Annotated in this window: 23 protein-coding genes and 1 riboswitch; of the genes, 17 read left to right on the top strand and 6 right to left on the bottom strand. The window is 72.7% G+C overall.

Annotation, left to right across the window (positions count from 1 at the left end):
* Positions 1 to 75 precede the first annotated feature (75 nt).
* The 9 genes from AB0877_RS28205 (at position 76) to AB0877_RS28165 (ending at position 9,540) form a co-directional block, all read left to right on the top strand.
* Positions 76 to 513 carry a beta-ketoacyl synthase chain length factor gene (locus tag AB0877_RS28205; protein WP_366612592.1) on the top strand — a complete coding sequence of 146 codons (438 nt, stop codon included), beginning with the start codon at positions 76 to 78 and terminating at the stop codon, positions 511 to 513.
* Entirely contained in the window at positions 510 to 2,126 is a 1,617-nt protein-coding gene (locus AB0877_RS28200) for a class I adenylate-forming enzyme family protein (RefSeq protein ID WP_366612591.1), read from the top strand. Before AB0877_RS28205 ends, AB0877_RS28200 begins: the two co-directional genes overlap by 4 nt.
* Positions 2,123 to 3,361: a beta-ketoacyl-[acyl-carrier-protein] synthase family protein gene (locus AB0877_RS28195; protein WP_366612590.1), complete on the top strand. Its 1,239-nt coding sequence runs from the start codon at positions 2,123 to 2,125 to the stop codon at positions 3,359 to 3,361. Before AB0877_RS28200 ends, AB0877_RS28195 begins: the two co-directional genes overlap by 4 nt.
* A 75-nt stretch (positions 3,362 to 3,436) precedes the next feature.
* Positions 3,437 to 4,528, top strand: coding sequence for a 4-hydroxyphenylpyruvate dioxygenase (hppD, locus tag AB0877_RS28190; RefSeq protein WP_366612589.1), 1,092 nt, complete (start codon positions 3,437 to 3,439; stop codon positions 4,526 to 4,528).
* A complete protein-coding gene (locus AB0877_RS28185; protein WP_366612588.1) occupies positions 4,525 to 5,454 on the top strand; it encodes a phytanoyl-CoA dioxygenase family protein in 930 nt (309 codons plus the stop codon). The genes hppD and AB0877_RS28185 overlap by 4 nt, the downstream gene beginning before the upstream one ends.
* Position 5,455: 1 nt before the next feature.
* Positions 5,456 to 6,247 (top strand): DUF3050 domain-containing protein, encoded by a 792-nt coding sequence (locus AB0877_RS28180; protein ID WP_366612587.1) that lies wholly within the window; start codon positions 5,456 to 5,458, stop codon positions 6,245 to 6,247.
* Positions 6,244 to 7,215, top strand: a complete 972-nt coding sequence (locus AB0877_RS28175) for a thiamine pyrophosphate-dependent dehydrogenase E1 component subunit alpha (RefSeq protein WP_366612586.1) — start codon at positions 6,244 to 6,246, stop codon at positions 7,213 to 7,215. The genes AB0877_RS28180 and AB0877_RS28175 overlap by 4 nt, the downstream gene beginning before the upstream one ends.
* Before the next feature lies 1 nt (position 7,216).
* Positions 7,217 to 8,185, top strand: a complete 969-nt coding sequence (locus tag AB0877_RS28170; protein ID WP_366612585.1) for a transketolase C-terminal domain-containing protein — start codon at positions 7,217 to 7,219, stop codon at positions 8,183 to 8,185.
* On the top strand, positions 8,182 to 9,540 hold the full coding sequence (locus AB0877_RS28165) for a hypothetical protein (RefSeq protein ID WP_366612584.1): 1,359 nt from the start codon (positions 8,182 to 8,184) through the stop codon (positions 9,538 to 9,540). Before AB0877_RS28170 ends, AB0877_RS28165 begins: the two co-directional genes overlap by 4 nt.
* A gap of 101 nt (positions 9,541 to 9,641) precedes the next feature.
* Here the strand turns inward: AB0877_RS28165 and AB0877_RS28160 are convergent, their stop codons facing one another.
* Both AB0877_RS28160 and AB0877_RS28155 read right to left on the bottom strand, forming a co-directional pair.
* A complete protein-coding gene (locus tag AB0877_RS28160) occupies positions 9,642 to 10,328 on the bottom strand; it encodes an SGNH/GDSL hydrolase family protein (protein ID WP_366612583.1) in 687 nt (228 codons plus the stop codon).
* A gap of 39 nt (positions 10,329 to 10,367) precedes the next feature.
* Entirely contained in the window at positions 10,368 to 11,306 is a 939-nt protein-coding gene (locus tag AB0877_RS28155) for an exo-alpha-sialidase (RefSeq protein ID WP_366612582.1), read from the bottom strand.
* Between the two features lie 224 nt (positions 11,307 to 11,530).
* Between AB0877_RS28155 and AB0877_RS28150 the strand changes: the two genes are divergently transcribed.
* The gene (locus AB0877_RS28150; RefSeq protein WP_366612581.1) at positions 11,531 to 12,112 is read left to right on the top strand and encodes a hypothetical protein; all 582 of its coding nucleotides are present in this window, start codon (positions 11,531 to 11,533) and stop codon (positions 12,110 to 12,112) included.
* A 4-nt stretch (positions 12,113 to 12,116) separates the two neighbouring features.
* Here AB0877_RS28150 and AB0877_RS28145 read toward each other — a convergent pair whose 3' ends face one another.
* From AB0877_RS28145 to AB0877_RS28135, 3 genes are read right to left on the bottom strand one after another with little or no spacing between them, the layout of a single operon-like run.
* The gene (locus tag AB0877_RS28145; RefSeq protein WP_366612580.1) at positions 12,117 to 13,037 is read right to left on the bottom strand and encodes an aminoglycoside phosphotransferase family protein; all 921 of its coding nucleotides are present in this window, start codon (positions 13,035 to 13,037) and stop codon (positions 12,117 to 12,119) included.
* Positions 13,038 to 13,078: 41 nt separating this feature from the next.
* Positions 13,079 to 14,302 carry an MFS transporter gene (locus tag AB0877_RS28140; RefSeq protein ID WP_366612579.1) on the bottom strand — a complete coding sequence of 408 codons (1,224 nt, stop codon included), beginning with the start codon at positions 14,300 to 14,302 and terminating at the stop codon, positions 13,079 to 13,081.
* Positions 14,299 to 15,864, bottom strand: coding sequence for an AMP-binding protein (locus AB0877_RS28135; RefSeq protein WP_366612578.1), 1,566 nt, complete (start codon positions 15,862 to 15,864; stop codon positions 14,299 to 14,301). The genes AB0877_RS28140 and AB0877_RS28135 overlap by 4 nt, the downstream gene beginning before the upstream one ends.
* Before the next feature lie 312 nt (positions 15,865 to 16,176).
* Between AB0877_RS28135 and AB0877_RS28130 the strand changes: the two genes are divergently transcribed.
* From AB0877_RS28130 to AB0877_RS28105, 6 genes are all read left to right on the top strand, one after another.
* On the top strand, positions 16,177 to 17,457 hold the full coding sequence (locus AB0877_RS28130; RefSeq protein ID WP_366612623.1) for an SGNH/GDSL hydrolase family protein: 1,281 nt from the start codon (positions 16,177 to 16,179) through the stop codon (positions 17,455 to 17,457).
* A gap of 68 nt (positions 17,458 to 17,525) precedes the next feature.
* The gene (locus AB0877_RS28125) at positions 17,526 to 18,737 is read left to right on the top strand and encodes a cytochrome P450 (RefSeq protein WP_366612577.1); all 1,212 of its coding nucleotides are present in this window, start codon (positions 17,526 to 17,528) and stop codon (positions 18,735 to 18,737) included.
* Positions 18,738 to 18,744: 7 nt separating this feature from the next.
* Entirely contained in the window at positions 18,745 to 19,728 is a 984-nt protein-coding gene (locus tag AB0877_RS28120) for an alpha/beta hydrolase (RefSeq protein WP_366612576.1), read from the top strand.
* Positions 19,721 to 20,824: an alpha-hydroxy acid oxidase gene (locus AB0877_RS28115; protein ID WP_366612575.1), complete on the top strand. Its 1,104-nt coding sequence runs from the start codon at positions 19,721 to 19,723 to the stop codon at positions 20,822 to 20,824. Before AB0877_RS28120 ends, AB0877_RS28115 begins: the two co-directional genes overlap by 8 nt.
* 3 nt (positions 20,825 to 20,827) lie before the next feature.
* Positions 20,828 to 22,171 (top strand): PLP-dependent aminotransferase family protein, encoded by a 1,344-nt coding sequence (locus AB0877_RS28110; RefSeq protein ID WP_366612574.1) that lies wholly within the window; start codon positions 20,828 to 20,830, stop codon positions 22,169 to 22,171.
* 67 nt (positions 22,172 to 22,238) lie between these two features.
* Positions 22,239 to 22,499: a hypothetical protein gene (locus AB0877_RS28105; protein WP_366612622.1), complete on the top strand. Its 261-nt coding sequence runs from the start codon at positions 22,239 to 22,241 to the stop codon at positions 22,497 to 22,499.
* A gap of 151 nt (positions 22,500 to 22,650) precedes the next feature.
* Here the strand turns inward: AB0877_RS28105 and AB0877_RS28100 are convergent, their stop codons facing one another.
* Positions 22,651 to 24,087 (bottom strand): glycine hydroxymethyltransferase, encoded by a 1,437-nt coding sequence (locus AB0877_RS28100; protein WP_366612573.1) that lies wholly within the window; start codon positions 24,085 to 24,087, stop codon positions 22,651 to 22,653.
* Positions 24,088 to 24,106: 19 nt separating this feature from the next.
* A riboswitch (ZMP/ZTP riboswitch) is annotated at positions 24,107 to 24,196 on the bottom strand.
* Between the two features lie 149 nt (positions 24,197 to 24,345).
* Between AB0877_RS28100 and AB0877_RS28095 the strand changes: the two genes are divergently transcribed.
* Complete coding sequence (locus tag AB0877_RS28095) at positions 24,346 to 25,152, top strand: SDR family NAD(P)-dependent oxidoreductase (protein WP_366612572.1); 807 nt, start codon at positions 24,346 to 24,348, stop codon at positions 25,150 to 25,152.
* Positions 25,153 to 25,211: the final 59 nt, after the last annotated feature.

Raw genomic sequence — 25,211 nt, 5'->3', positions numbered from 1 at the left:
AGTGCAAGATCGCCGGGGGAGAGAGCGAGGGCTGCATGGCCCGAGGGTGGGGACGTCGGGAGCAGCGCGGCAGGGGTGCCGGGGTTCGTGCACTCGGACTTCGCGCCGGTGGTGGTGGCCGTGGCGGAACGGTGTCTGCGGCGGGGGTACGGGTCGGCGGGAGTGCCCGCCGGGGTGCGGACGGGGATCGTGCTGGTCAGCGCCAGCGGTGATCTCACCAGCGCCCGGCACGTACGGGCCACCGTCGAGGCCGGCGGGCGGATCGGCCCGCTGTTCTTCTTCCAGTCCGTGCCCAACAGCGTCGCCGGGCACCTCGCGGCCCGCTGGAACCTGCGCGGACCGGTGGTCTGCCTCAGCCCGACCGGCGACCCGTACACCGACGGTGTCGCCGAGGCCGACCTGCTGCGCGACGACGGCGACGCCGACGAGGTGTTGCTGATCCTGATCGAACAGGCACCCGACGGGCCCACCGAGGCGGTCGCGGTGCTGCTGGGGGGAGGAGCACGACCATGAGGACACCGGGACTGCGCGGCGCACTGGCCGCCGACACCGAACTGGGTGCGGGCAACGTCCTGGCCCGGGTGCTGGCGCACGGCGCCGACCCGGACGGGCCCGGCCTGACCTTCGACACCGCCGTCGACGGGCACCCCGCCGAGACGCCGCTGACGCTGGGGCGGCTCGACGAGCGGGTCGCCGCCCGCGCCGCCTGGCTGCACGAGCACGGAGTACGCCCCCGCGACCCGGTCGCCGTCTGGGCCACCGCCGCCGCCGACATGGTGCTCAGCTTCCTGGCGTTGGCCCGGCTCGGGGCGATCCCGGCGCTGATGAACGGCAAACTCCGCCCGGAGATCGCCGCCGAGTACATCCGCCGCCTGCGGGGCGTCGGCGTGCTGGCCGACGACGCGCACACCGCGATGCTGGCCGGGCACGACCTCGGCGTACCCCTGCTCGGCACTCCCGCGCAGGCCGGCATCGGTGACCCGGGCACGGCCCCGGCGCACTACCGGCACCACCCGGACGACCCGATCGTGATCACCCACACCTCCGGAACGACCGGGGTGCCCAAGGCGGTGCTGCACTCGCACGCCAGCCTGTTCGCGGCCACCCGACACCTGCTCACCATGCCGCAGGCACAGGGCACCACCCGGATCCTCAACGCGCTGCCCGCGCCGCACACCGCCACGGTGCTGATGGTCAACCAGGCGTTGGGCAACCGCGCCCAGATGTTCCTCCTCTCCGAGCAGGGCGGCGAGCAGGTGCTGGACGCCATCCAACGCTGGCGCCCCGACGGGGTGTTCGGTTTCTCGGTCACCTGGGCGGAGCTGGCCCGCTTCGACCTGTCCGGGTACGACCTGGACTCGGTGCGGCTGTGGTTCAACACCGGCGACGCCTCGCACGAGCCGCACATCCGCCGGCTGGTCGCGGTGGGTTGGCGCGACACCGTCACCCGCGACGGGGTGGCGAAGGTGCCCGGCTCGGTCTTCATCGACGGGTTGGGCTCCAGCGAGATGGGGCACTCGATGTTCCACATCACCCACCGCGCCGACACCGACCGGTACGGCCGCTGCATCGGCCGCCCGTACCGGTTCGCGAAGGTGGCGGTGCTCGACGCCGACGGTGAGCCGGTGCCGGTCGGCGAGGTGGGTTTCCTGGGCATCGACTCACCGTCGCTGTTCCGGGGTTACTGGAACGACTCGGTCACCACCTACCGCTTCCGCCAGCGTGGCTGGTACCTCACGGGTGACCTGGTGCGCGCCGACAGCGACGGCCGCTATTACCACCTGGACCGGGCGGTGGACTCGGTCGACGCCGGTGACGGGCGGCGCTTCTTCACCGCGCTGTCCGAGGAGCGCATCCTCGCCGCCTGCCCGGACGTCACCGACTGCACCGTGGTGATCGTCGCCGAGGCCGCAGCGGTCGTCACCGACGTGCTGCTGGAGTTGGCCGCCGGCGCCGACGAGACCGAGGACCGCACCGAGCGGGTCCGCGCCGCCCTCGGCCCGGACGTCGGCGCCACACTGCGCCGGGTCGTGCCGGTACGCTCCGCCGACATCCCGGTCACCGTGACCGGCAAGGTCCGCAAGGTGGTCCTGCGCGAGCGCTACCTCACCGAGGCACGCCCATGACCGCGTTGATCACGGGGATGGGTCTGTTCACACCGGTCGGTCGGGGTGTCGAGGAGACCTTCGACGCGCTGACCACCGGCCGGTCCGGGCTGACCCGCCCGCCCGAGGGGCACCCGGCGAGCACGTCGTTGGACGTCGCCGGCCTGCTGCCCGACATCGACCCACGCACCGTCGCGTCCGGGCCGGAGACCCGGGTGCTGGACCGGATCGTCGTCCTCGCCCTGCTGGCCGCCGCCGACGCGCTGACCGACGCCGGCATCGAGGTGGGCCGCGACGTCGACCCCGACCGGATCGGTGTGATCGTCGGTGGGGTCGGCGGGATGGCCACCCTGGAGTCGCAGGTGCTGGCCCGGGCGGCCCGGGGGCGGGCGGCGGTCAGCCCGTACCTGCTCACCGGGATCCTGCCGAACATGCCGGCGGCGCGGATCGCCATCGCGCACGGCATCCGCGGCTGCAGCTCGTCGGTCGGCACGGCGTGCGCCTCCGGTGCCCAGGCGGTCGCCGACGGGGTGCGACTCATCGCGACCGGAGAGGTCGACGTGGTCCTCTGCGGGGCCAGCGAGGCACCGCTCTTCCCGACCTTCGCCGACACCTTCGGCAACGCGCGGGCGTTGGCGCGCGCCGGCACCGACCCGGGCCGGGCGAGTCGGCCGTTCGACACCTCCCGCAGCGGGTTCGTCCTGTCCGAGGGCGCCGCGCTGCTGGTGCTCGAACGCGCCGAGCACGCCGCGGCCCGCGGCGTCGCCGGGTACGCCGAGGTGGCCGGCCACGGCGCGACGACGGACGCGTACCACCCGACCGCCCCGCGCCCGGACGGCGCCGGCGCGGCGGCGTGCATCCGCCGGGCGCTGCGCAGCGCCGGTGTGCCGGCGGCGGCGGTCGGATACGTCAACGCGCACGGCACCGGCACGAGGCTCGGCGACATCGCGGAGACCACGGCGCTGGCCGACGTGTTCGGCGTCGGCGGTGTGCCGGTCAGCTCCACCAAGGCGCTCACCGGTCATTTGCTCGGTGCCTCCGGGGTGCTGGAGGCGGCGACCACCGCGGTGGCGCTCGGTCGGGGCCTGCTGCCGCCGACGTACCACCTCGACGACCCGGATCCAGCCTGCCCGGCGGACCACATCCGTGGCACGCCCCGCAAGGCAGACCTGGAGTACGCCGTCACCAACTCGTTCGGGTTCGGCGGCCAGAACGTGAGCCTGCTGCTGGCGCGCGTCGCCGAGCCGAGGGGGTGATCGAGGCGGCATCCCGGGCGGGGTGTGCCCGGGCCAGCAACACAGGGGGAACCGTGGGAAGGGTTATCAGGGGACATGGACATCCGTGGCATCGACCACATCGAACTCTATGTGGGGGACGCCCGACAGGCGGCCTTCTACTTCAGCACCGCCGTCGGCTTCGAGATCTGTGGCCAGGGTGGTCCGGAGACCGGGCTGGCGGGGCAGCGCTCACTGCTGCTCTGCCACGGTGACATCCGGTTGCTGCTCACCTCCGGGCTGAGCGCCGAGCATCCGGCGTCGCGGTACGTGCAACGCCACGGTGACGGCATCGGGGTCGTCGCCGTCGAGGTCGACGACGTGCCGGCCGCGTACGCCGAGCTGGTGGGCCGGGGCGCGACCGGGGTGACGCCGCCGACCACCCGCACCGGCGCGGACGCCGAGGTGGTGATCGCCGAGGTGGACGGCTTCGCCGACGTGCGGCACCGGCTGGTGCAGCGCCGAGGCGAGGGGGCCGAGTTCCTGCCGGGCGCCATCACCGCGGCGGCGTCCGCGCCGGACGGCCACCCGCCGGTGCTCGCCGAGATCGACCACCTGGCGGTCTGCGTGCCGCCCGGCCAGCTCGACGAGACGGTCCGGCACTTCGAGGCGCTGTTCGACTTCGCGCAGATCTTCGAGGAGCACATCGAGGTCGACGGACAGGGCATGAACTCCAAGGTGGTGCAGAGCCCGTCCGGGCGGGTCACTGTGGTGCTGCTCGAACCGGACCGCAGCCGGCGACCCGGGCAGATCGATGCGTTCCTCGACCAGCACGCCGGTGGGGGAGTGCAGCACCTGGGGCTGCGCACCGACGACATCGTCGGCGCGGTCGAGGCGCTGGGCCGGCGCGGGGTGCGCTTCGCCGGCACCCCCGCCAGTTACTACGACGCACTGGAGGCGCGGGTCGGTCGGATCGACGCCCCACTGGACCGGCTGCGCGAGCTGGGTGTGCTCGTCGACTCCGACCACGACGGCCAACTGCTGCAGATCTTCGCCGAGTCGATGCACGTGCGTCGCACGCTCTTCCTGGAGCTGATCGAGCGACGCGGCGCGCGCGGCTTCGGCAGCGGCAACATCAAGGCCCTCTACGAGGCCAAGGAGCGGGAACTGGCCACCGCGGTGGCCGCGCCACAGGGGGTGGGGGCATGACCGCGACGGAGTACGAGCCGACGTTGACCGCCGAGGAGCAGGCGCTGCTGCCGTCCGACGACGACGTGCGGCACTATGCCGAGCACGGCTGGTACCTGTCGAAGAAGGTGTTCACCGACGCCGAGGTGGACGCCCTCGCCGCCGCCACGCGGCGCTACTACGACGGTGAGCGGGACCGGCGGCTGCCGGTACGCCCACCGAAGCTGGCCTACTGGGAGCCGTCCTCGGGGCCGGTGCAGCGGCACAACGACTACGTCCACCACGAGCACGACGGGCTCGGCGCGATCCTGCGCAAGCCGTTGCTCGGCGCGGTCGCCGCCCGGCTCGCCCAGGCCGACGAGATCCGGGTCTTCCAGTCCACGCTGATCTACAAGCCGCCGATCTCCGGCGAGCCGAGCAACATCGTGCCCTGGCACTTCGACAAGCACTACTGGGCGTCCTCGTCGTCGGAGAAGATGCTGACCGCGTTCATCCCCTTCCACGACTGCGGGGAGGACATGGGCACCATCACGATGGTCGACGGTTCGCACCGGTGGAAGGAGATCGGCGCGGACGACACGGTGGTGCGGCACTTCGCCGACCGGGACCGCGGCCAGCTGGAGGAGATGCTGGCCGAGAACGCCGCGTACAACGGCGCGGAGATCCGCAAGATCCCGATGGTGATCCCGAAGGGACACGTGAGCTTCCACCACTGCCGCACCTACCACGGCAGTGGCCCCAACGTCAGCGGTCGCCCCCGACAGGCGATCTCGCTGCACCTGCAGGACGGCGACAACGCCTGGCGGGAGTATCCGCTCTCCGACGGCACGCTCGCCTCGTACAACCACGACGTGCTGGTCCGCCGCACCCACGACGGGCGGCCGGACTACGCGGACCTCCAATACTGCCCGGTCATCTGGCGCCACCGCGCCCAGCAGGGAGGCTGACATGTCACGCTACGACTGGGGTAAGACGCACCCGGGCATCGAGCGGTTGGAGCGGGCGGTGACCGACCGGCGCGACGCCGTGGTGAAGCACCCGCTCTACGCCAACCTCGACACCCACGACGCGCTGGTCACCTTCATGCAGCACCACGTCTTCGCGGTCTGGGACTTCATGTCCCTGCTGAAGTCGCTGCAACGGCAACTGACCTGCGTCACGGTGCCGTGGATCCCGACCGGCCCGACCGGCAGCCGCCGCCTCATCAACGACATCGTCATGGTCGAGGAGAGCGACGAGCTGGGCGGCGGCTACATCAGCCACTTCGAGCTGTACGTGCAAGGCATGGCCGAGGCCGGCGCGGACACCACGGCGGTGAACGCGCTCATCGACCTGCTGCGCGCCGGCCGACCGGTCACCGAGGCGCTCGCCGAGGCCGGGTTGCCGGCCGCGTCGGCGAGGTTCGCCGCGACCACCTGGCAGATCATCGAGTCCACCCCGGTGCACTGCCAGGCGGCGGCGTTCGCGTTCGGCCGGGAGGACCTGATCCCGGACATGTTCACCCAGGTCGTCTCGGTCAACGAGGTCAGCAACCGGCTGCACACCTTCGTCGACTACCTGGAGCGGCACATCGAGGTCGACGGCGAACAGCACACCCCGATGGCCATGCAGATGCTCGCCGACCTGTGCGGCGACGACGACACCAAGTGGCAGGAGTGCGCCGACACCGTCAACACCGCCCTCGCCGCCCGGGCACGGCTGTGGGACGACATCCTGGCCGCCATCAAGGGGCCCGTGTGACCGACGCCGACCCGGTCCGGCTCTACCGCACGGTCCGGCTGATCCGCCGGTTCGAGGAACGGGCGGTGGAGCTGGTCCGCGGCGGGCAGATCGTCGGCGGCATCCACCCGTACCTCGGTCAGGAGGGGGTCGCCGCCGGCGTCTGCGCCGCGTTGGGCGCCGACGACGTGCTCGCCGGCACCCACCGCGGCCACGGGCACGTCCTGGCCCGTGGGGCCGACCCGGCCCGGATGCTCGCCGAGCTGTGCGGCCGGGTCACCGGCCTCAACGCCGGCCGGGGCGGTTCGATGCACGCCGCCGACCTGAGCATCGGCGTGCTCGGAGCCAACGCGATCGTCGGCGCCTCGGGGGCGATCATCACGGGCGCGGTCTGGGCCCACCGCCGCCGGGGCCGCGACACCGTCGGGGTGAGCTTCTTCGGCGACGGCGCGGTCAACGAGGGGATGTTGCTGGAGGCGTTGAACCTGGCCGCGCTCTGGCGGGTGCCGGTGCTGTTCGTCTGCGAGAACAACGGTTACGCGACCACCATGCCGGTGGCCGGCGCGGTGGCCGGCAGCATCGCCGGCCGGGCCGCCGCGTTCGACATCCCCGCCGTCCAGGTCGACGGCCAGGACCCCGAGACGGTACGCGTCGCCGCGTGCGCCGCCGTCGACCGGATGCGCGCCGGCGGCGGCCCCGAACTGATCGAGGCCCGGACCTACCGCTTCGACGTGCACCACACCTTCGAACACGCGGTACGCCTCGACTACCGGCCACCCGACGAGGTGACCCGTGCTCGGGCCCGGGACCCGGTGCGCATCCAGGGCGAACGCCTCACCGACACCGACCGCGCCGCCGTGGACGCCGAGGTCGAGGCGACCCTCGACGCGGCGGTGCGGTTCGCCCTGGACAGCCCGCAACCCGACCCGGCCGACGCGTTGACCTACCTGTACGCCAGCGGCCTGACCGCCCGCACCGGAGGTGGCTGAGGTGCCCCGACTGTCGTACCGCCGGGCGCTGACGAGGGCCCTCGGCGACGAGTTGGCCCGCGACGAGGCGGTGTTCGTGCTCGGCGAGGACGTCCAGGTCGGGGCGTCGCTGGTGACCACCGGGCTGGCCAAGCGGTTCGGCGCCGAACGGGTCCGTGACACCCCCCTGTCGGAGCAGGCGTTCACCAGCTTCGCCACCGGTGCGGCGCTGGCCGGGCTGCGCCCGGTGATCGAGTTCCAGATCCCGTCACTGCTGTTCCTGGTCTTCGAACAGATCGTCAACCACGCGCACAAGTTCCCGTTGATGACCGGCGGGCAGTGCCGTGTTCCCGTCACCTACCTGGTGCCCGGGTCCGGCTCGCGTACCGGGTGGGCCGGGCAGCACTCCGACCACCCGTACAGCCTCTTCGCCCACGTCGGCGTGGTCACCGTCGTGCCGGCCACCCCGGCCGACGCGTACGGGCTGCTGGTCACCGCGATCCGCCACGACGACCCGGTGGTGGTGTTCGCCCCGGCCGGAGCGATGGACGTGCGTGACGACGTCGACGACCTGACGCCGGTGCCGCTGGGCCGGGGTCGGATCCACCGCTTCGGCGACGACGTGACAGTGGTCGCGATCGGGCACCTGGTGCACGACGCGCTCGCCGTCGCCGAGGAGTTGGCCGACCAGGTCTCGGTGGAGGTGTTCGACCCGCGCACCCTGTACCCGTTCGACATCGACGGGCTCACCGAGTCGGTGGCCCGCACCGGACGCCTCGTGGTGCTCGACGACGGCAACCGTTCCTGCGGCATGGCCGCCGAGATCATCGCCTCGGTGGTGGAGCGGGTCCGGCTGCTCGCCCCGCCACGGCGGGTCACCCGCCCGGACGGGGCGGTGCTGCCGTTCGCCCCGGCGCTGGACCGGGCCGTCCAGCCCGGCCGCGACCAGCTCGCCACCGCCATCCACCTCACGATGAAGGACGGCTCATGACTGATCCGAACTACCCGTGGCCGGCGGCCGACCGGGCCTGGAACGACCTGCCGGAGCCGGCCCGTCGAGCCATGGTGGCCAGCGGGGCGGCGGCCTGGGAGCAGGTCTTCCACGGTCGGGCCACCTACAACAAGCAGTGGCGGTTGGCCCGGCCCCCGGTGCTCACCGCCGACGCCTGGCGGCAGCTCAACGAGGTCTGCGACCGGCTGGCCCAGCTCATCCTCGACTCCTGCCGCCGTCGGGCCGACACCGCCGGTGAGCTGCGCAGGCTCCTTGGCGTACCGGCGGGGGAGACCCGGCTGCTGGACGAGGCCGAGCCGCTGACCGAGGCGCTGCTGGCCGCGTACCGCCCGGACGTCATCTTCTCCGACGGCGTGCCGAAGTTCGTCGAGTACAACATCGACAGCAGCCTCGGTGGCGGGTTCGACGCGGACACCGTCATCCAACGGTACGAGGGCCTCTACCGGACGCACGGCATCCTCGACGACCTGCCGGTGCGGGCCGCGCCGTCGCTGCTGGACCAGCGGTTCGTGGCGATCCGCGACGAGTTGCGGCTGCCCGAGGGCGCCCGGGTGGCGCTGTTGATGGACTTCGACGGCGACTATCCGGGCCTCGACGACCCGCAGACGTTCATCCGGATCCTCGACCCCCTCGCCGTACGGGCCCGGGACTTCGGCATCGACCTGGTCATCGCCCCGGTCGCCACCGCCACACTGGACGCCGACAACCGCCTGGTCGTCGACGGCGCACCGGTCGACGCCTTGTTCCGGTTGTTCGTGCCCAACCGGGTCACCCCGACCGCCGGTCTGGACGCGGTGGCCGTTGCCCTCGCCGCCGGCACCCTACCGATGTTCGTGTCGGCGGCGGCCTGGCTGCTCGGCAACAAGACCACCTTCGGGTGGCTGTGGGAGGACGTGGACGGGCTGCCCGCCGACGACCAGGCACTGATCCGCCGGCACGTGCCGTACACGGTGCCGTTGACCGCCGCGGTGCTGGACCGGGCCATCGCCGAGCAGGCCACGCTGGTGGCGAAGCCGGCGGACGGCTCGGCCGGGCACGGTGTGCTGCTCGGCCCGGAGCTGAGCGCCGCGGACTGGGCCGACGGTGTGCGCGCCGCCGTCGAGCAGGGCGGTGCCATCCTCCAGGAGTACCTGCCGACCGACCGGGTGCCGATGGACTTCGTTCAGATCGAGACCGGCGAGACGGTGACGGCCGACGTCCCGTACTCCCTGGCCCCGTACCTGTTCGGCCGGCACGCCTCCGGCGGCCTGGCCCGGGTCGGCTACCCCGGCTGCGACGGCATCCTCAACCTGGCCCACGGCGTCCTCCTGACCGGAATCCTCCTGCGCGACTGAACCCGGCCCCAAGCCCACCCGCGGTGATCATGAAGTTATTGCCCCGCGCGGCGGCGTGTCGTGGCAATAACTTCATGATCAACAGGTGGGTGGGGGCGGGGTCAGGGAGTGCGGGGGGTGCGGTGGGGGGAGAGGGCGCGCAGGGTTTGGGCTGTGGCTATGGCGTCGCTGCGGGCGCTGCCGTGACGGCCGTCGGTGCTGTAGAGGGTGGGATCGGCCGTCAGGGGATGGTCGGTCAGGTGCACGTGGATCGTGTTCAGTCGCTCGGCCAGGTTCGCCGTATGGGCGGACAGGCGACGCATCCTGTCGCCCAGGCCGGGCCGGAGGTGCGCGGGCACCGCCGGGCTGTGCGAGACGTCGAACATGCCCAGGGTGATCACGTCGGCGCCCACCTCGCGCAGCGCGACGATCATCGCGGTGAGCTCGGCGTCCACCGCCTCCGCGTCGTACGCCGGGTGGAAGGCGTCGTTGCCGCCGCAGACGACAAGCGCCAGGTCCGGTGCGAAGGCCAGCGCCGGGGCGAGCTGGGTGGCCCGCACCTGGTGCGCGCGCAGCCCGCGTCGACCCAGATTCCGGTACGCCAGCTCGGGGCGCACGGCGGTCAGCTCCGCGGCGACCCGGTCGACCCACTGCACGTCCGGGTAGCCCGGTGTCGGCTCACACATGCCCTCCACGACGCTGTCGCCGAGCGCCACGAACCGCCGCCACCGGTGCCCGTCCAGCAGTCCGGTGGCCTCCCCGGGGCGCAGACAGTACGGGTCCGTCGATTCGGTGAGCGTCGATGGCATGTCGGCACGCTAGCCGACCGCTGGGCTGCCGGGCCAGGCTCAGCCGGTCAGGCTGACCTCGGCCAGGTAGACACAGGTCTTCCCCTCGTGCGACGAGTAGTAGCTCACCCACAGCAGGTCGTCGTGCCAGACCAGCCCGGGGTAGCTGGTGTCGCCCCCGGACGGCAGCGCGACCAGCTCGGTCAGCTCGCCCCGGTCCGGGTCGACGACGCAGATCGCGGTGCGGACCCCGCCGTCGTGCAGGCGTACCCCGGCCAGCAGCAGCCCGTCGGGCAGTCGGAGCAGCGTCGGCCCACCCACCTGGACACCCAGATCCGTCCAGGTCCAGTCCCGGTACGGCGGCACGGCCCGGCCGAGCTGCGCGCTCGCGTCGGTGCCGTCGCGGCGCAGCAGGCACAGGGCGGTACCGTCCGGCGCGAAGACTAGGCCGGACTCGTTGGGGTAGCCGTCAGCGAACAACGTCGGCACCCACTGCCGCAGGTCCACCCCGTCGGTGCTGCGGTAGAGCCGGGCGAACCTCGGCTCCCGGGTGGCGTAGCCGACGCCGTACATCGCGTCGTCGTGCCAGGCCGCCCGCCACACCCAGACCCCCGGCTCGCCCACCGGGACCGGATCACCCCAGGCATGCCCGTCGCCGGACTGCCAGGTCACCGTCTGGAACGTCTTGCTGGTTGCGCCGGTGGCGGCCGCCGCCAGCAGGTGCAGCCGCCCGTCGGGCCGGGGGACGAAGCGCGGGTCACGCAGGTCGACGCCCGCCTGCCGCAGGACTGCGGCGGACCGCCACGATCGTCCGTCGGCCGAGGTCAGCACCCGGATCACGCCGTCGTCGCTGAGGTGGGTCCGGGCCTCCCGGAACGCGCAGAACCAGCCCCCGGCGTACCGGACGAGGTCGGTGAACGCGCTGTGCGGGGCACTGTCGCCGATCCGGTGAACGGCGGTGACCTCGGCGTTGCTGCGGCGAGTGGCTGACGACGTCATACCTGGCGGCCTCCTGGGTGGCAGGGCCGCCGACGGTAGCCGACCCGGCCGACGCGTGTGCGGCGAGCAGGGGAACGGCTGACGAACACCCTCGGGTGTCGGATCGGCGTCGTTCGCGCGTCGCGGTCGGTGCGCTGGGATCAGATGGTGGCGCCGACCGGGCACGATGGTCGGTGGGCCGGCCGTCCGGTGCGGCGGCGCCGGGGCCTTCTGTCCGGGGGGAGGTGAGCGCCATCGACTCGTTCCTCCAGGCCCTCGCGGCGAAGCTGGTCGAGGAGATCGTCAAACGGCTTGTCGAGTGGCTGACGCCGAAGGTGCTGCGGTCGGTGCCGCACCAGGCGTCGCCGAACTGCCCCCGTTGCGGTGGGTACGGCGTCCGCCGGTGGGCGCCTGCCGGCATGTGGCTGTTCGTGCCGTCCCTGCTGCTGTTCGCCTGGGGTTTCGGGTTCACCCTGCTCGGGGTGCCGGTGGTGGTGCTCACGGTGGTCTTCGCGCTGGTGTCCGGCGGCCTCGGGGGGTTGCTGCCCGCACTGCTCGCGTTGCTGGCCCTGCTCGTCCCCGTCACCCTGATGGTCGCGGGCGCGTTCGGCCTCGCGCACTACCACAGCTACCCGCCGAAGTGGTGCGCCCGCTGCCACAGCCGGTGGCCGCGACGGGAGCGGGACGAGTACCTGCGGGCGTCCGCTCCGGTGCTCACCTGCGGCTGCGGTCAGCGGCTGCGGGTGCCCCGGACCGCAGCCGGGGCGCGGCTGCGCTGCCCGCGCTGCCGTAGCGAGCACGCCACCCCGGCCCCCGCCGACCGGTGACGCTTCAGCGGTCCGCCCGGTGCTCGGCGAGCAGTTCGCCGAGCACGCGCCAGGCCCACTCGGCCTTGGCGGGGTCCTGATCATCGAGGAGGATCAGCGCCTTCCACAGCGCCCAGCCCCGGCCCCGGGCCCAGCTGGCGTCGTCGAGACCGAGCGCGGCGCGGAAGGCGGCCCGGCTGGTGCCGTGCAGCAGGGTCCAGGCGATCACGATGTCGCAGGCCGGGTCACCCACGCCGGAGCAGCCGAAGTCGATGACGGCGGCGAGCCGGCCGTCGCGGACGAGCAGGTTGCCGTCCGCGACGTCGCCGTGGAACCAGACCGCCGGCCCGGCCCAGGTGGCGTCGAGGGCGGCCTGCCAGATGCCGGTGACCACCGTGACAGGGATGCGGTCGCGGTGCGTCTCGATCGCCGCCCGGGTCTCCGTGTCGTACGTGGACAGCGGGCCGCCCCGCCAGGCGCTGTGCGGGCCGGCCGCCGGGCCGTCGGTGGCGTCCACGCCGCGCAGGGCCCGCAGGAAAGCGGCGAGGTCGGTGGCGAACCGGGCCAGGTCGTCGATCCGCTCGGCTCGGGCGGTGCGCCCGTCGATCCAGCGGTAGACCGACCACGGGTACGGGTATCCGGCACCGGGACGACCGTGGGCCAGCGGCACGGGGATCGGCACCGGCAACCGGGGCCCGAGCACCGGCAACCAGCGCTGCTCCTTGGCGACCTGGAGGGCGTACCCCGCGCCGCTGGGCAGCCGGACGGTCATCTCCTCGCCCAGATGGAAGGTGCGGTTGTCCCAGCCGCCGACCTCGACCGGGCGGATCGGCAGCTCCGCCCACCGGGGAAACTGCTCGGCCACCAGTCGGCGGACCAGGGCCGTGTCGATCCGGTCGGCCGCGGCGTCGGTCACCGGCACGTCGTCCGTGGGCTGTCTGTTCATCGGCCCGAGCCTGCGGCAGCCCGCCCGGGCCCGCAACGGGTTTACCGGGTGGTGGCGGGAGTGGGCCGCACCGGTGTCTCCGGGCCGGAGGCCCTGCTCAGCAGCGGGTACGCGGTGACCACCAGGCACGCCGCCGCCATGCTCAGCAGGGCCGGGGTGAATCCCAGCGCGTCCACCGACCAACCGCCGAGCAGCGCGCCGACCGGCAGACCGACGAACGCCAACGAACCCGCGATGCCGATCACCCGGGTCTGCAACTCCGGCGGCACCCGCTCGTAGAGCGCCACTCCGAGCAGCGGGTTGACCGCCGCGATGCCGATCCCGGACAGGAACGTCACCACGAGCACCACCGGCAGCTCGTCGCTGATCGCCAGCGCCACCAACCGGGGCGTGCCGGCGACCAGCGCGCCGAGCAGGAACGTCAGCCGCCGCGGCAACCGGGGCCCGAGCGCGGTGAACACCAGGTTGCCCAGCAGCGCGCCCGCCGAGAACGCCGCCAACACCAGGCCGAGACCGCTCGGGCCGGGAAGCTCCCGGGCGACCCAGACCGGGATGTAGACGGCCACGCTGGCGTTGGCCACCATGTTCAGCGCCGAGATGACGGCGAGCATGCCGAGCAGCGGCCGGTCCCGGCCCAGGTAACGGAAACCACCGCGCAGGGCGTGCAGGTAACTCTCCGGCTGGCTGGGGCGCGTCGGGGCGGCCGGCGGGCGGACCAGGACGCCGATGAGCAACGCGCAGACACCGAAGCTCGCCGCGTCGATGAGGATCGCCTCGGTCACCCCGAAGACGGCGATCAGCAGGCCCCCCACCGCGGCGCCGAACAGTGTCACCACCCGGCTGAGCCCGTCGTACGCGGAGGTCAGGCGGATCAGCGGCACTCCGGCGGCCTCCGCGACCGGCCGGAACATCACGTGCTTCACCCGGTCCCCGATGCCCCGCAGCGCGCCGGCCACCGCGACGAGCGCCACCAGCGGAACGAAACCCAACCACGGGGTCAGCGCCACGACGACCATCACCACCGCGCTGCCCGCGTCGCAGAGGATCGAGGTACGGCGCAGGCCGATCCGGTCCGCCCAGGGCGTGCCCAACGCGCTGGACAGCAGGTACGGCAGGGTCTCGGCGAACGCGACCAGACCCATCTTGGTGGGGCTGCCGGTGGTGACCAGCACCAGCCACGGAATGGTCACCACCGAGATGCGGGTGCCGAGGTTGGAGATCAGGTCCGCGCTGACCAGGACGACCAGTTGCCGGCGGGCGGTCACGCCCCGACCGCCGCCGCCCGGTGGGCCGCGTACCGCGCGCGCAGCGCCCGCTTGTCCACCTTCATCGACCGGTTGACCGGCAGCCGGTCGAGGACCTCCACGGTGGCCGGCGCCCACATCTCGTTGAGTTCGACGGTCACCAGGTCGATCAGCTCCGCCCCGGTGACCGTCGCGCCCGGCCCGAGCACCACGTACGCGTGCGGCACCTCGCCGACCGTCTCGTCCGGCACGCCAATCACGGCGGCGGCCCGTACCTGGGGGTGCCCGACCAGCACGTCCTCGATGGGCCGGCAGAAGATCGCCCAGTTCCGCCGGTGCGTGACGATCATGTCGTGTGCCCGGTCGACGAGGTAGAGGTAGCCGTCGTCGTCGAGGTGGCCGATGTCGCGGGTCCGCACCCATCCGTCCACGAGCGTCTGCGCGGTCAGCTCCGGCTGACCGTGGTAGCCGGCGAAGCTCAGACGGGTCCGTACCCACACCTCGCCGTCGCGGCCGGTCGGCAGCACCGCGCCGTCGTCGTCGCGGATCTCGACGCGGACGTCGCCGTAGGGCCGCCCGCAGGAGCGCAACCGCTCCGGGTGCTCCGGATCGTCGGTCAGCCCGGGCAGCGCGGTGATCACGACCGCCTCGCTGAGGCCGTACACGATGCGCAGCACCGGGCCGAACCGGGCGATGGCCTGGCGCAGCCGGGCGGGCGCGGCGGGCCCGGCGCCCACGTTGAACATGAACATGGCGGAGAAGTCCGCGCCGACCAACGCCGGGTGGTCCAGCACCTCGTAGAGCATCGGCGGCGTGACGAAGGTCGAGTTGATCCGCTCCCGTTGCACGGTCTCCACGAAGGCCACCGGGTCCCAGTCGTCGCGCAGGAACAGCACCCCGCCGGTGAACAGGTTGAACAGCGTGGTGATCTGCCCGCTGGCCAACCACATCGGCGAGTGCGACAGGTGCCGCAGCAACGGGAACCCGGCGGCGCGGAAGTCGGCCGCCAGGGTGAGGATCTGGGCGTAGAAGCTCTCCCGGTGGTGCACCAGCTTCGGGCTGCCGGTGGTGCCGCTGGTCTGCAGGAACGACTCGGGCGCCGGCGCCGACGCCGGCAGACCCGCCACCTCGGCGTCGGCGTCGGCGGTGAGATCGGGGCCGGCGCCGCCCGAGCCCAGACAGCACACCGGTGTGCCGGGCAGCGCGGCGGCCAGCTCCGGGCCCAGGCTGGCCCGGTCCCGGGCGTCGTAGACCAGGGCGTCCGGGCGGGCCAACCGGATGAACTCGTCGACCTCCCGGCGCGCGGTCACCGGGGCGACCCACATCGTCCGGCAGCCGAGCAGATGCAGGGCGAGCTGGAGCAGGGGACCCTCCACCGCGTTCGCGACCGTCACCAGCACCGCCGACCCGGGCCGTACGCCGTGCCGGGTCAACGCTGCGGCCATCGCCCGGACCAGCGCGGCGGCCTCGGCGTAGGTGAGACGGCGACCGGCGCCGACGAGCGCCTCCCGGTCGCCGAACTCGGCGAAGAGGTCCAACACCCTGTCCACGTAGGTCGTGGTGTGCCCGGGTCCGTCAGTCATCCGGCAGCCCCCATCTGAGAAAGCGGCGGTCCCCGGGCAGTTCCCGGTGACGACGCGACGGTGGCGCGCTCGGCGACCGCACCGCCGCCGCCTGGAAGCCTAGGCGCGAAACGGCTGGTCGGAACCGTGCCGACGGGCGATCCGAACGGCCCGCCGGACATTTGATCGCGTCGATCAGGTTGATTGACGCCCGTCAGCGGCGGCGGCTAGGTTTCTGGACCATCGTCCAGGCGGGCGCCGTCAGCGGACGGCCCTGGGCTGCCACACGATGGAGGTTCCATGGCAACGGCAACCCCGAAGAGATGGCCTGTCATCGCCGCTGCGGCCGCGCTGTTGGTCGCCGGCGCACCCGCTGTCGTCGCCAGCGCCGGTCCGTCCGGCACCGCCGCCGGCCGACCCGACCCCCGCGCCGAGTGGGCGGGCAGTTGGGCCACCGCGGTCACCCGGGGCAACTCGGTCGGGCTGACGAACACCGGCCTCAACAACCAGAGCGTCCGGATGATCGTGCACGTCTCCGTGGGCGGCCCGGCGCTGCGGGTCCGCCTGAGCAACCTCTACGGCGAGCAGGCGGTGGCCGTCGGTCGCGCCACCGTCGCCCGGCCGAACACCGCTACCCCCGACGACCTCTCCGACATCGACGCGGCCTCGGTACGGCCGCTGACCTTCACCGGCGCCACCACGGCGACCATGAACCGGGGCGCGGAACTGCTCAGCGACCCGCTGGCCTTCCCGGTCGCCGACGACAGCGACCTGGTGGTCACCCTGCACTTCCCGACGCCGACCGGCCCGACCACGTTCCACGGGCAGTCCCAGCAGGCCAACTTCATCGGCGCCGGGGATCTGACCGGGGCGGCCGAGGGCACCGGCTTCACCACCCGTCCCACCTGCTGCTGGTTCTTCCTCTCCGGCGTCGACGTGCAGCGCAAGGGCAGCCCCGGCGCGCTGGTCGTGCTCAGCGACTCCATCGGTGACGGCAACGGCAGCACCGTCAACGCCAACCGGCGCTGGCCCGACCTGCTCTCCGACCGGTTGCTCGCCGACCGGCCGGACAAGCGCACCCCAGGTGTGCTCAACCTGAGCCTGGCCGGCAACCGGCTCAACCACGAGGGCACCGAGCCGGGCGACGGCAACTACCCGGGCTACTTCCAGCTCGGCCCGAACGCGGCGGCCCGGCTCAACGAGGACGTGTTTCCGCAGACCGGGGTGCGGACCGTCGTCACCCACCTGGGCATCAACGACATCTGGATGTCGAACGACTCACCCGAGGCGATCATCGGCACGCTGCGGCAGATCAACCAGCAGCTCCAGCAGCGCGGGCTGACCAGTCTGGTGGCCACGCTCACCCCGTACGAGGGGCACGGCGCGCCGGGGGTGTGGACGCCGCAGAAGGAGGCCACCCGCCAGGCGGTGAACGCGTACCTGCGCGGCAGCAGGGAGTTCGACGGGCTGCTCGACTTCGACCGGGTGCTGCGCGACCCGGCACGGCCCAGCCAGTTGCTGCCCGCGTACGACTCGGGGGACCACATCCACCCGAACGACGCCGGCAACCGGGCACTGGCGGACGCCGTGCCGCTGCGGCTGCTCGACCTGTGATCCGGACCGGGGGCGGCGGGTGATCCCCGCCGCCCCCGGTCACCGACATCCTGGGGAGGATTTTGATCATGGAGGTAGGGGAGTTACTCACCGGCCTGTACAGCGAAGAGGGCAGACAGGATCCGTACCCGTGGTACGCGGAGCTGCACCGGCTCGGCCCGATCAGCGCGGTGCCGGCGCGCGCCGAGCACCGGACGGTCGCCGCGGTCGCGGTCGGCTACGACCTCGTCGACGGGCTGCTCCGCGATCCAGAATGGACGAAACAGCCGCCGCCCGGCTGGGAGGAGCAGGAGATCCTGCGGACCTTCCAGACCTCGATGATGTTCGTCAACCCGCCCGATCACACCCGGATGCGGCACGTCTTCTCCCGCACCTTCACACCGCGCCGGCTCGGCGCGCTGGAACCGGTGATCCTGCGGGTGGTCGACGAGCTGCTGGACCGGATGGCGGACGCCGGTGATGGCGTGGTCGACTTCGTGGCCGACTTCGCGTACCCGATTCCGGCCCTGGTGATGGCCGAGTTCATCGGCATCCCGCCCGCTGATCTGCCGTGGTACCGCGAGCGGGTGGAGTGGATCGACGACTTCCTGGACGTGGCGGGGAAGACCCCGCAGCGGCTGGCCGCGGCCAACACCGCCGCCGAGGAGTTGCGGGCCTTCTACCGGGAGTTGATCGGGCACCGCCGCCGGCTGCCCGGGGACGACCTGCTCAGCGCGTTGGTCGAGGCGCTCGACTCCGGGGAGGTGGAGCTGACCGAGGACGAGTTGGTCAGCAACCTGATCGTGCTGTTCAACGCCAGCTTCGTCACCACCGTCTACATGTTCAGCAACGGGCTGCCGTTGCTGCTGGCCCACCCGCGCACGGTCGCGACGCTGCCCACCGACGCCACGCTGGCGCAGGGCTGCGTCGAAGAGGTGCTGCGGTTGGCGAGCCCGGTGCACTTCCTGGCCCGCGCCGCGCCAGCCGACACCGTGCTGCACGGCGTGCCGGTCGCCGCCGACGACAACGTGCTGATCATGATCGGCGCGGCCAACCGCGATCCGGCCCGTTTCCCGGCCCCGGACACCTTCGACCCGACCCGTCCCGGCCCGCCGTCGCTGGCCTTCGGGGTGGGTCTGCACTTCTGCCTCGGCGCGGCGGTGTCGCGGTTGGAGGGTCGCCTCGCGCTGCCCCGGCTGTTCGGCAGGTTCCCCGCGCTGACGGTCACCGAGACACCGACATTCAGCGGCAGCCTGTTCCTGCGTGGCATCGACAAGCTGCTGGTCAGCACCGGCGGATAGGAGCGACATGGCAGTGCATCCGGAGGTGGCCGCGTACCGGGCGGCCCGCGCCGCGGCCGGCACCCCACCGCTGTACGCACAGACCCTCTCCGAGGCCCGCGCCGCGGACCTGGCCGCGATCCGCGCCGGCAGCGGCGCGGTCGAGCCGGTGACCGAGGTACGCGACGAGCGGATCCCCGGCCCGGCCGGGGAGCTGCCGCTGCGGGTGTACCGACCGGCCGGGTCGGGACCGCTGCCCACCCTGCTGTACTTCTTCGGCGGCGGGTGGACGCTCGGCAGCATCGACACCGCCGACGGCATCTGCCGGCGGCTGGCCAACGCCGTGCCCTGTCAGGTGATCACCGTCGGCTACCGCCTCGCCCCGGAGCACCCCTTCCCGGCGGCGGTGCACGACTGCCACGCCGCCACCAGGTGGATCGCCCGGCACGCCGACCGGTTGGGCGTGGACCCGAGCCGGCTGGCGGTCGGTGGGGACAGCGCCGGTGGGAACCTGGCCGCCGCGGTCACCCTGCTCAGTCGTACGGACGGGCCGCCGCTCGCCGCGCAACTGCTGGTGTACCCGAACACCGACCAGAGCGGCGAGCCGGCCGGGGACGACGACCCGGCGCTGTTCAACCGCCGTTCGGTCGTCTGGTACCGGAGGAACTACCTGGTCGACCCGGCGCACGCCAGGGACCCGCTGGCCTCGCCGCTGCTGGCCGAGGACCTGTCCGGGTTGCCGCCGGCCCTGGTGGTCACCGCCGAACTGGATCCCCTGTGCGACGAGGGGCAGCGGTACGCCGATCGGCTGCGCGACGCCGGCGTGCCCACCCGGCTGGCGCACTACCCCGGCATGATCCACGGGTTCTTCGCCATGCCGGGCACCTTCACCGACGGGCGGCGCGCGCAGGAGGATGCGGCGGCCTTCCTCCGCGAGCGTTTCGGACTGCCGGCCCCGGCGGGCCCGGGCGAGGCAGCCGGTGTGACCGCGACGGGGCCCGGCGATGGGTGAGCGGGGGTTGGCCGACCGGCCGGCCGTGTCGCTCGCCGACTACGCCGGGCGTGCCCGGGCGGTGCTGCCGCCGGACGTGTGGGACTACCTGGCCGGCGGCAGCGCGGCGGAGGTGACCCTCGCCGCGAACCGTCGCGCGCTGGACCGGGTCGCGGTGCTGCCCCGGGTGCTGCGCGGCGTGGACACCGTCGACCTCGGCACCCACCTGCTCGGCCGTCGGTACGCCATGCCGGTCGGGGTGGCGCCGATGGCGTACCAGCGGCTCGTGCACCCGGACGGAGAGCTGGCTCTGGCCGCGGCGGCCGGCGCGGCCGGAATCCCGTACCTGGCCAGCACGCTGGGCAGCACCCCCATCGAACAGGTCACCCGGACGGGCGCGGACGTCTGGTTCCAGCTCTACTGGCTGCGCGACCGGACGCTCGTCCGCGACCTGCTGGACCGGGTCGTCGCGGCCGGCTGCCGGGCGCTGGTGGTCACAGTGGACGTCCCGGTGCTCGGCCGACGTCCCCGGGACCTGCGCAACGCGTTTCGGCTACCGGCCGAGGTGGTGGCCGCGAACCTCCCCGACGGTCGCGACGCGTTGGCCCACTCCGGCGCCCCCGGGGTGTCCGCGATCGCCGCGCACACCGCCGCGTCGTTCGCGCCGGCGCTGCGCTGGACCGACCTGGCGTGGCTGCGCGAGCAGGTCGACCTTCCGCTGGTGGTCAAAGGGCTGCTGGACCCGCGCGACGCCACCGAGGCGGTACGGGTCGGCGCGGACGCGGTGGTCGTCTCCAACCACGGCGGGCGGCAACTGGACGGCTCACCGGCGAGCGTCACCATGCTGCCGGAGGTCGTCGACGCGGTCGGGGACGGCTGCCAGGTGCTGCTGGACAGCGGCATCCGGTGCGGCACCGACGTGCTGCGGGCGCTGGCGTTGGGTGCGGCCGGGGTGCTCGTCGGCCGACCGCTGCTCTGGGCCCTCGCAGTCGGTGGCGAACCGGCCGCCCGGGACGCGTTGGGGCTGCTGACCGCCGAGTTGACCGATGCGCTCACCCTGGCCGGCTGCGCCGATCCGGCGGCGGCCGGCCAGCTGCGTACCGTCGGGGTGGGCTGAGGGATGAGCGCTGCCGAACCGGTCGACCTGACCGTCGCCGACCTGCACCCCGCGCTGGGTGATCCGGCGCTGACCTCGATGAACTTCCTCAACGAGGTGTCCGAGCGCCACCCGGGGGCGGTGTCCCTCGCGGCCGGCCGGCCGTACGAGGAGTTCTTCGACGTCGCGGCGGTGCACCGGCACCTGGACACCTTCCACCGCCACCTCGTCGACGACCTGGGGCACCGACCCGAGCAGGCCCGGCGGCTGCTGCTGCAGTACGGCCGGACCAAGGGCATCGTGCACCACCTGATCGCCCGCAACCTCGCCGTCGACGAGGGGATCACCGTCGACCCGGAGGACGTGGTGGTGACCGTCGGCTGCCAGGAGGCCATGTTCCTGGTGCTGCGGGCGTTACGGGCCGGGCCGGCGGATGTGCTGCTGGCGGTCGCCCCGACCTACGTCGGCCTGACCGGGGCGGCCCGGCTGGTGGACCTGCCGGTGTGGCCGGTCGCCGGTGGGCCGACCGGGGTCGACCTGGCCGACCTGGCCGACCAGGTGCGCCGGGCCCGGGCTGCGGGGCTGCGGCCGCGCGCCTGCTACCTGATGCCGGACTTCGCCAACCCCTCCGGCGTCAGTATCGACACCGCACACCGGCAACGGTTGCTGAACCTGGCGGCGCAGGAGGATCTGCTGCTGCTGGAGGACAACCCGTACGGACTGTTCCACAGCGACGACGGGCCGCGCCCGCCCACCCTGAAGGCGTTGGACACCAGCCGGCGGGTCGTCTACCTCGGCTCGTTCGCCAAGACCGTGCTCCCCGGGGCGCGGGTCGGCTACGTCGTCGCCGACCAGCGGGTCGGCGGCCCGGCCGGGCCGGTCGGCACGCTCGCCGACCAGCTCGCCATGATCAAGAGCATGGTCACCGTGAACACGTCGCCGATCGCGCAGGCGGTGATCGGAGGCCGGCTGCTGGAGCACGGTTGCAGCCTGGTGGCCGCCAACACCCGGGAGCGGTCCGCGTACACCCGGAATCTGCGCCACCTGGTGGCCGGCCTCACCCGGCGCTTTCCGGACCAGCCGGACCGGCTGGCTCAGGCGGACCAGCCCGGGGTGCGCTGGACGGTGCCGGCCGGCGGGTTCTTCGTGGTGGTGACCGTGCCGTTCGAAGTCGACGACGCGTTGCTGGACCGCTCGGCACGCGACTACGGGGTGCTGTGGACGCCGATGGCGCACTTCTACGACGACACCGCCCCGGTGTGCGCGTTGCGGTTGTCGGTGAGCGCGGTCACACCAGAGCAGATCGACGTCGGGCTGGATCGCCTCGCCGAGCTGATCACCGACGAGTTGACTCGCCCGGCGGGTTGACACACCGCGTTCATCGGATGGCAATGCGCGACGACCCGCGTTCCGCCGTCCTCGGTGGACGGTCATAATAAGCCGCATGGTTGCCTGGGAGTACGCCCTGCTCGTCCGCCGCTATCAGGGACAGGGCCGCAATTTTCACGTCTCGTTCGTCTGGTACGCGCCGGACGGGTCACGTAAGGACATCACCGCCTACGGCGACACCGCCATCGCGCACCTCAACCGCGCCGGCCGGGAGGGGTGGGAGTTGGTCTCCGCCGCCGAGGATGTCAACAACGTCCAAGGCAGCACCGAAGTCCACCGCTACCACCTCAAGCGCCCCATGCCCTGACCCCGCCCCTGTCCGCCCCGGGGCTCCGCCCCGGTCCGCGTCGGGGCTCCGCCCCTGTCCGCGTCGATCATGGAGTTGTGGTGGTAGGCAAAAGTCGCTGCCCGCCCTCATTCGGGCACCACAACTCCATGATCGACGCGAGTCGGTCGGGTCAGCTCAGGTCGACACCGGGGTAGAGCGGGTACGTGGCCAGCAGGTCGGTGGCCTGGCGGGCGATCTTGTCAGCCAGGCCGGCGTCCAGCGTGTACTTCGCCTTCGACGGGGTGCCGTCGGCGTTGGCGCCGGCGGTGGTCTGGGTCAGCACGGTGTGGATCAACTCGGCGGTCTGGTCCATCTCGGCGGTGCCCAGGCCCCGGGTGGTCAGCGCCGGGGTGCCGATCCGGATGCCGGAGGTGTACCACGCCCCGTTCGGGTCCTGGGGCACCGAGTTGCGGTTGGTGACGATGCCCGAGTCGAGGAGGGCCTGCTCGGCCTGCCGGCCGGTGAGCCCGTAGCCGGACACGTCGATCAGCACCAGGTGGTTGTCGGTGCCGCCGGTGACGAGCGTCGCGCCCCGACGCAACAGCCCCTCGGCCAGGGCCTGCGAGTTGTCCACGATGCGCTGGGCGTAGTCGGCGAAGTCGGGCCGACGGGCCTCGGCGAGCGCGACCGCCTTGGCGGCCATCACGTGCGGCAGCGGCCCGCCGAGCACCATCGGGCAGCCCCGGTCCACCTGGTCGGCCAGCTCCGGCTGGCAGAGCACCATGCCGCCGCGCGGGCCGCGCAGCGACTTGTGGGTGGTGGTCGTGACGATGTGCGCGTGCGGCACCGGGTCGAAGTCGCCGGTGAACACCTTGCCGGCCACCAGGCCCGCGAAGTGCGCCATGTCGACCATGAAGGTCGCGCCGACCGAGTCGGCGATCTCGCGCAGGATCCGGAAGTTCACCTTCCGGGGGTACGCGGAGTAGCCGCCCACCAGGATCAGCGGCTTGAACTCGCGGGCGGCCTCGGCCACCCGGTCGTAGTCGATCAGACCGGTCGCCGGGTCGGTGCCGTAACTGCGCTGGTCGAACATCTTGCCGGAGATGTTCGGCCGGAAACCGTGGGTGAGGTGGCCGCCGGCGTCCAGCGACATGCCGAGCATCCGCTGGTTGCCCAGCTCGCGGCGCAACGCGAACCAGTCGGCCTCGGTGAGGTCGTTGACCTGGCGGACCTGGGCCTTCTTCAGAGCGGGGGACTCCACCCGGTCGGCCAGCACCGCCCAGAAGGCGACCAGGTTGGCGTCGATGCCCGAGTGCGGCTGCACGTACGCGTGCGCGGCGCCGAACAGCTCCCGGGCGTGCTCGGCGGCGAGCGCCTCGACGGTGTCGACGTTCTGGCAGCCGGCGTAGAAGCGGCGGCCGACGGTGCCCTCGGCGTACTTGTCGCTGAACCAGTTGCCCATGGCCAGCAGGGTCGCCGGGGAGGCGTAATTTTCGCTGGCGATCAGCTTGAGTGACTCCCGCTGGTCGGTCAGCTCGGCGCCGATGGCGTCGGCGACCCGCGGCTCGACAGCCCGGATCACCTCAAGGGCACTCCGGAATGCGGTGGACTCGGCGTTGCGGGACATGCGACCTCCAACAGACGTGCGGGAAGGCCCAGGCGCTCGGCAAACGTCCACGTGACGAGGCCGCTCCCCGATGGTTCTCCATCCCCACGCGCCAGTAACGGCCCGGGAGGATCCTACCGGGCCGGGACCGGCCGTTCGGGCCGCCCTCCGGGAGGCGGCCCCGCCAACGTGATTGGGCGATCCGACGCGGGGCACACGGTAGGTGACCACCGCACCGGCACGGGATGCGGCAGGTTTCGCGCAGAAGGAGTCGAGAACATGACCACACCCACCTCCGACCGGCCGCTCGCCCTGGTGACCGGGGCCTCCAGCGGGATCGGGTACGAGCTGGCGGCGCAGTTCGTCGAGCACGGCTTCGACCTGGTCATCGCGGCCGAAGACGAGGGCATCGAGGCGGCCGCGCAGAAGCTGCACCGCGACGGTGGCCCGCAGGTCTGGTCGGTCCGCGTCGATCTGGCCCGCGAGCAGGGCGTGACAGAACTGGTGGCCGCCGTCACCGCGACCGGACGACCGCTGGAGGCGCTGGCCCTCAACGCCGGTCGGGGCGCCGGTGGCGCCTTCGTGGGCGGCACCGACCTCGCCGACGAGTTGGAGATCGTCGACCTCAACGTGCGCTCGACGGTGCACCTGGCGAAGCGGCTGCTGCCCGGGATGGTCGAGCGGGGCGCGGGTCGGGTCCTGTTCACCTCGTCGATCGCCTCCACGATGCCGGGGCCGTTCCAGGCGGTCTACAACGCGTCGAAGTCGTTCGTGCAGTCCTTCGCCGAGGCGCTGCGCAACGAGCTGAAGGACACCGGCGTCACGGTGACCTCGCTGATGCCCGGGCCGACCGACACGGAGTTCTTCGACCGGGCCGACATGGAGGACACCCGGGTCGGCTCGGGTAGGAAGGACGACCCGGCGAAGGTCGCCGAGCAGGGCTTCGAGGCGATGATGAAGGGTGATCAGACGATCACCGCCGGCTCGCTGATCAACAAGGTGCAGACCGCCGCCGGCAAGATCATTCCGGACCGGCTCAAGTCCGAGCAACACTGCCACATGGCCAAGCCCAGCTCCAGCAGCTAACCCCCCCCGCCCCCGCCCCCGCTCCCGCTCCCGCCCCGCCCCCGCCCCCGCTCCCGCGA

The organism is Micromonospora sp. NPDC047644 (assembly GCF_040704315.1).
Taxonomy (GTDB): domain Bacteria; phylum Actinomycetota; class Actinomycetes; order Mycobacteriales; family Micromonosporaceae; genus Micromonospora.
Note: the sequence above shows the minus strand (reverse complement) of the source record. Positions and strands in the feature narration are given on the sequence as shown.

Bases quoted from the DNA above. Each gene is read 5' to 3' on its own strand.
- hppD (WP_366612589.1), top strand. From the start codon at position 3,437: ATGGACATCCGTGGCATCGACCACATCGAACTCTATGTGGGGGACGCC.
- AB0877_RS28120 (WP_366612576.1), top strand. From the start codon at position 18,745: ATGGCAGTGCATCCGGAGGTGGCCGCGTACCGGGCGGCCCGCGCCGCG.
- AB0877_RS28160 (WP_366612583.1), bottom strand. From the start codon at position 10,328: ATGCCATCGACGCTCACCGAATCGACGGACCCGTACTGTCTGCGCCCC.
- AB0877_RS28165 (WP_366612584.1), top strand. From the start codon at position 8,182: ATGACTGATCCGAACTACCCGTGGCCGGCGGCCGACCGGGCCTGGAAC.
- AB0877_RS28185 (WP_366612588.1), top strand. From the start codon at position 4,525: ATGACCGCGACGGAGTACGAGCCGACGTTGACCGCCGAGGAGCAGGCG.
- AB0877_RS28135 (WP_366612578.1), bottom strand. From the start codon at position 15,864: ATGACTGACGGACCCGGGCACACCACGACCTACGTGGACAGGGTGTTG.
- AB0877_RS28195 (WP_366612590.1), top strand. From the start codon at position 2,123: ATGACCGCGTTGATCACGGGGATGGGTCTGTTCACACCGGTCGGTCGG.
- AB0877_RS28155 (WP_366612582.1), bottom strand. From the start codon at position 11,306: ATGACGTCGTCAGCCACTCGCCGCAGCAACGCCGAGGTCACCGCCGTT.
- AB0877_RS28145 (WP_366612580.1), bottom strand. From the start codon at position 13,037: ATGAACAGACAGCCCACGGACGACGTGCCGGTGACCGACGCCGCGGCC.
- AB0877_RS28110 (WP_366612574.1), top strand. From the start codon at position 20,828: ATGAGCGCTGCCGAACCGGTCGACCTGACCGTCGCCGACCTGCACCCC.
- AB0877_RS28095 (WP_366612572.1), top strand. From the start codon at position 24,346: ATGACCACACCCACCTCCGACCGGCCGCTCGCCCTGGTGACCGGGGCC.
- AB0877_RS28100 (WP_366612573.1), bottom strand. From the start codon at position 24,087: ATGTCCCGCAACGCCGAGTCCACCGCATTCCGGAGTGCCCTTGAGGTG.
- AB0877_RS28125 (WP_366612577.1), top strand. From the start codon at position 17,526: ATGGAGGTAGGGGAGTTACTCACCGGCCTGTACAGCGAAGAGGGCAGA.
- AB0877_RS28180 (WP_366612587.1), top strand. From the start codon at position 5,456: ATGTCACGCTACGACTGGGGTAAGACGCACCCGGGCATCGAGCGGTTG.
- AB0877_RS28115 (WP_366612575.1), top strand. From the start codon at position 19,721: ATGGGTGAGCGGGGGTTGGCCGACCGGCCGGCCGTGTCGCTCGCCGAC.
- AB0877_RS28200 (WP_366612591.1), top strand. From the start codon at position 510: ATGAGGACACCGGGACTGCGCGGCGCACTGGCCGCCGACACCGAACTG.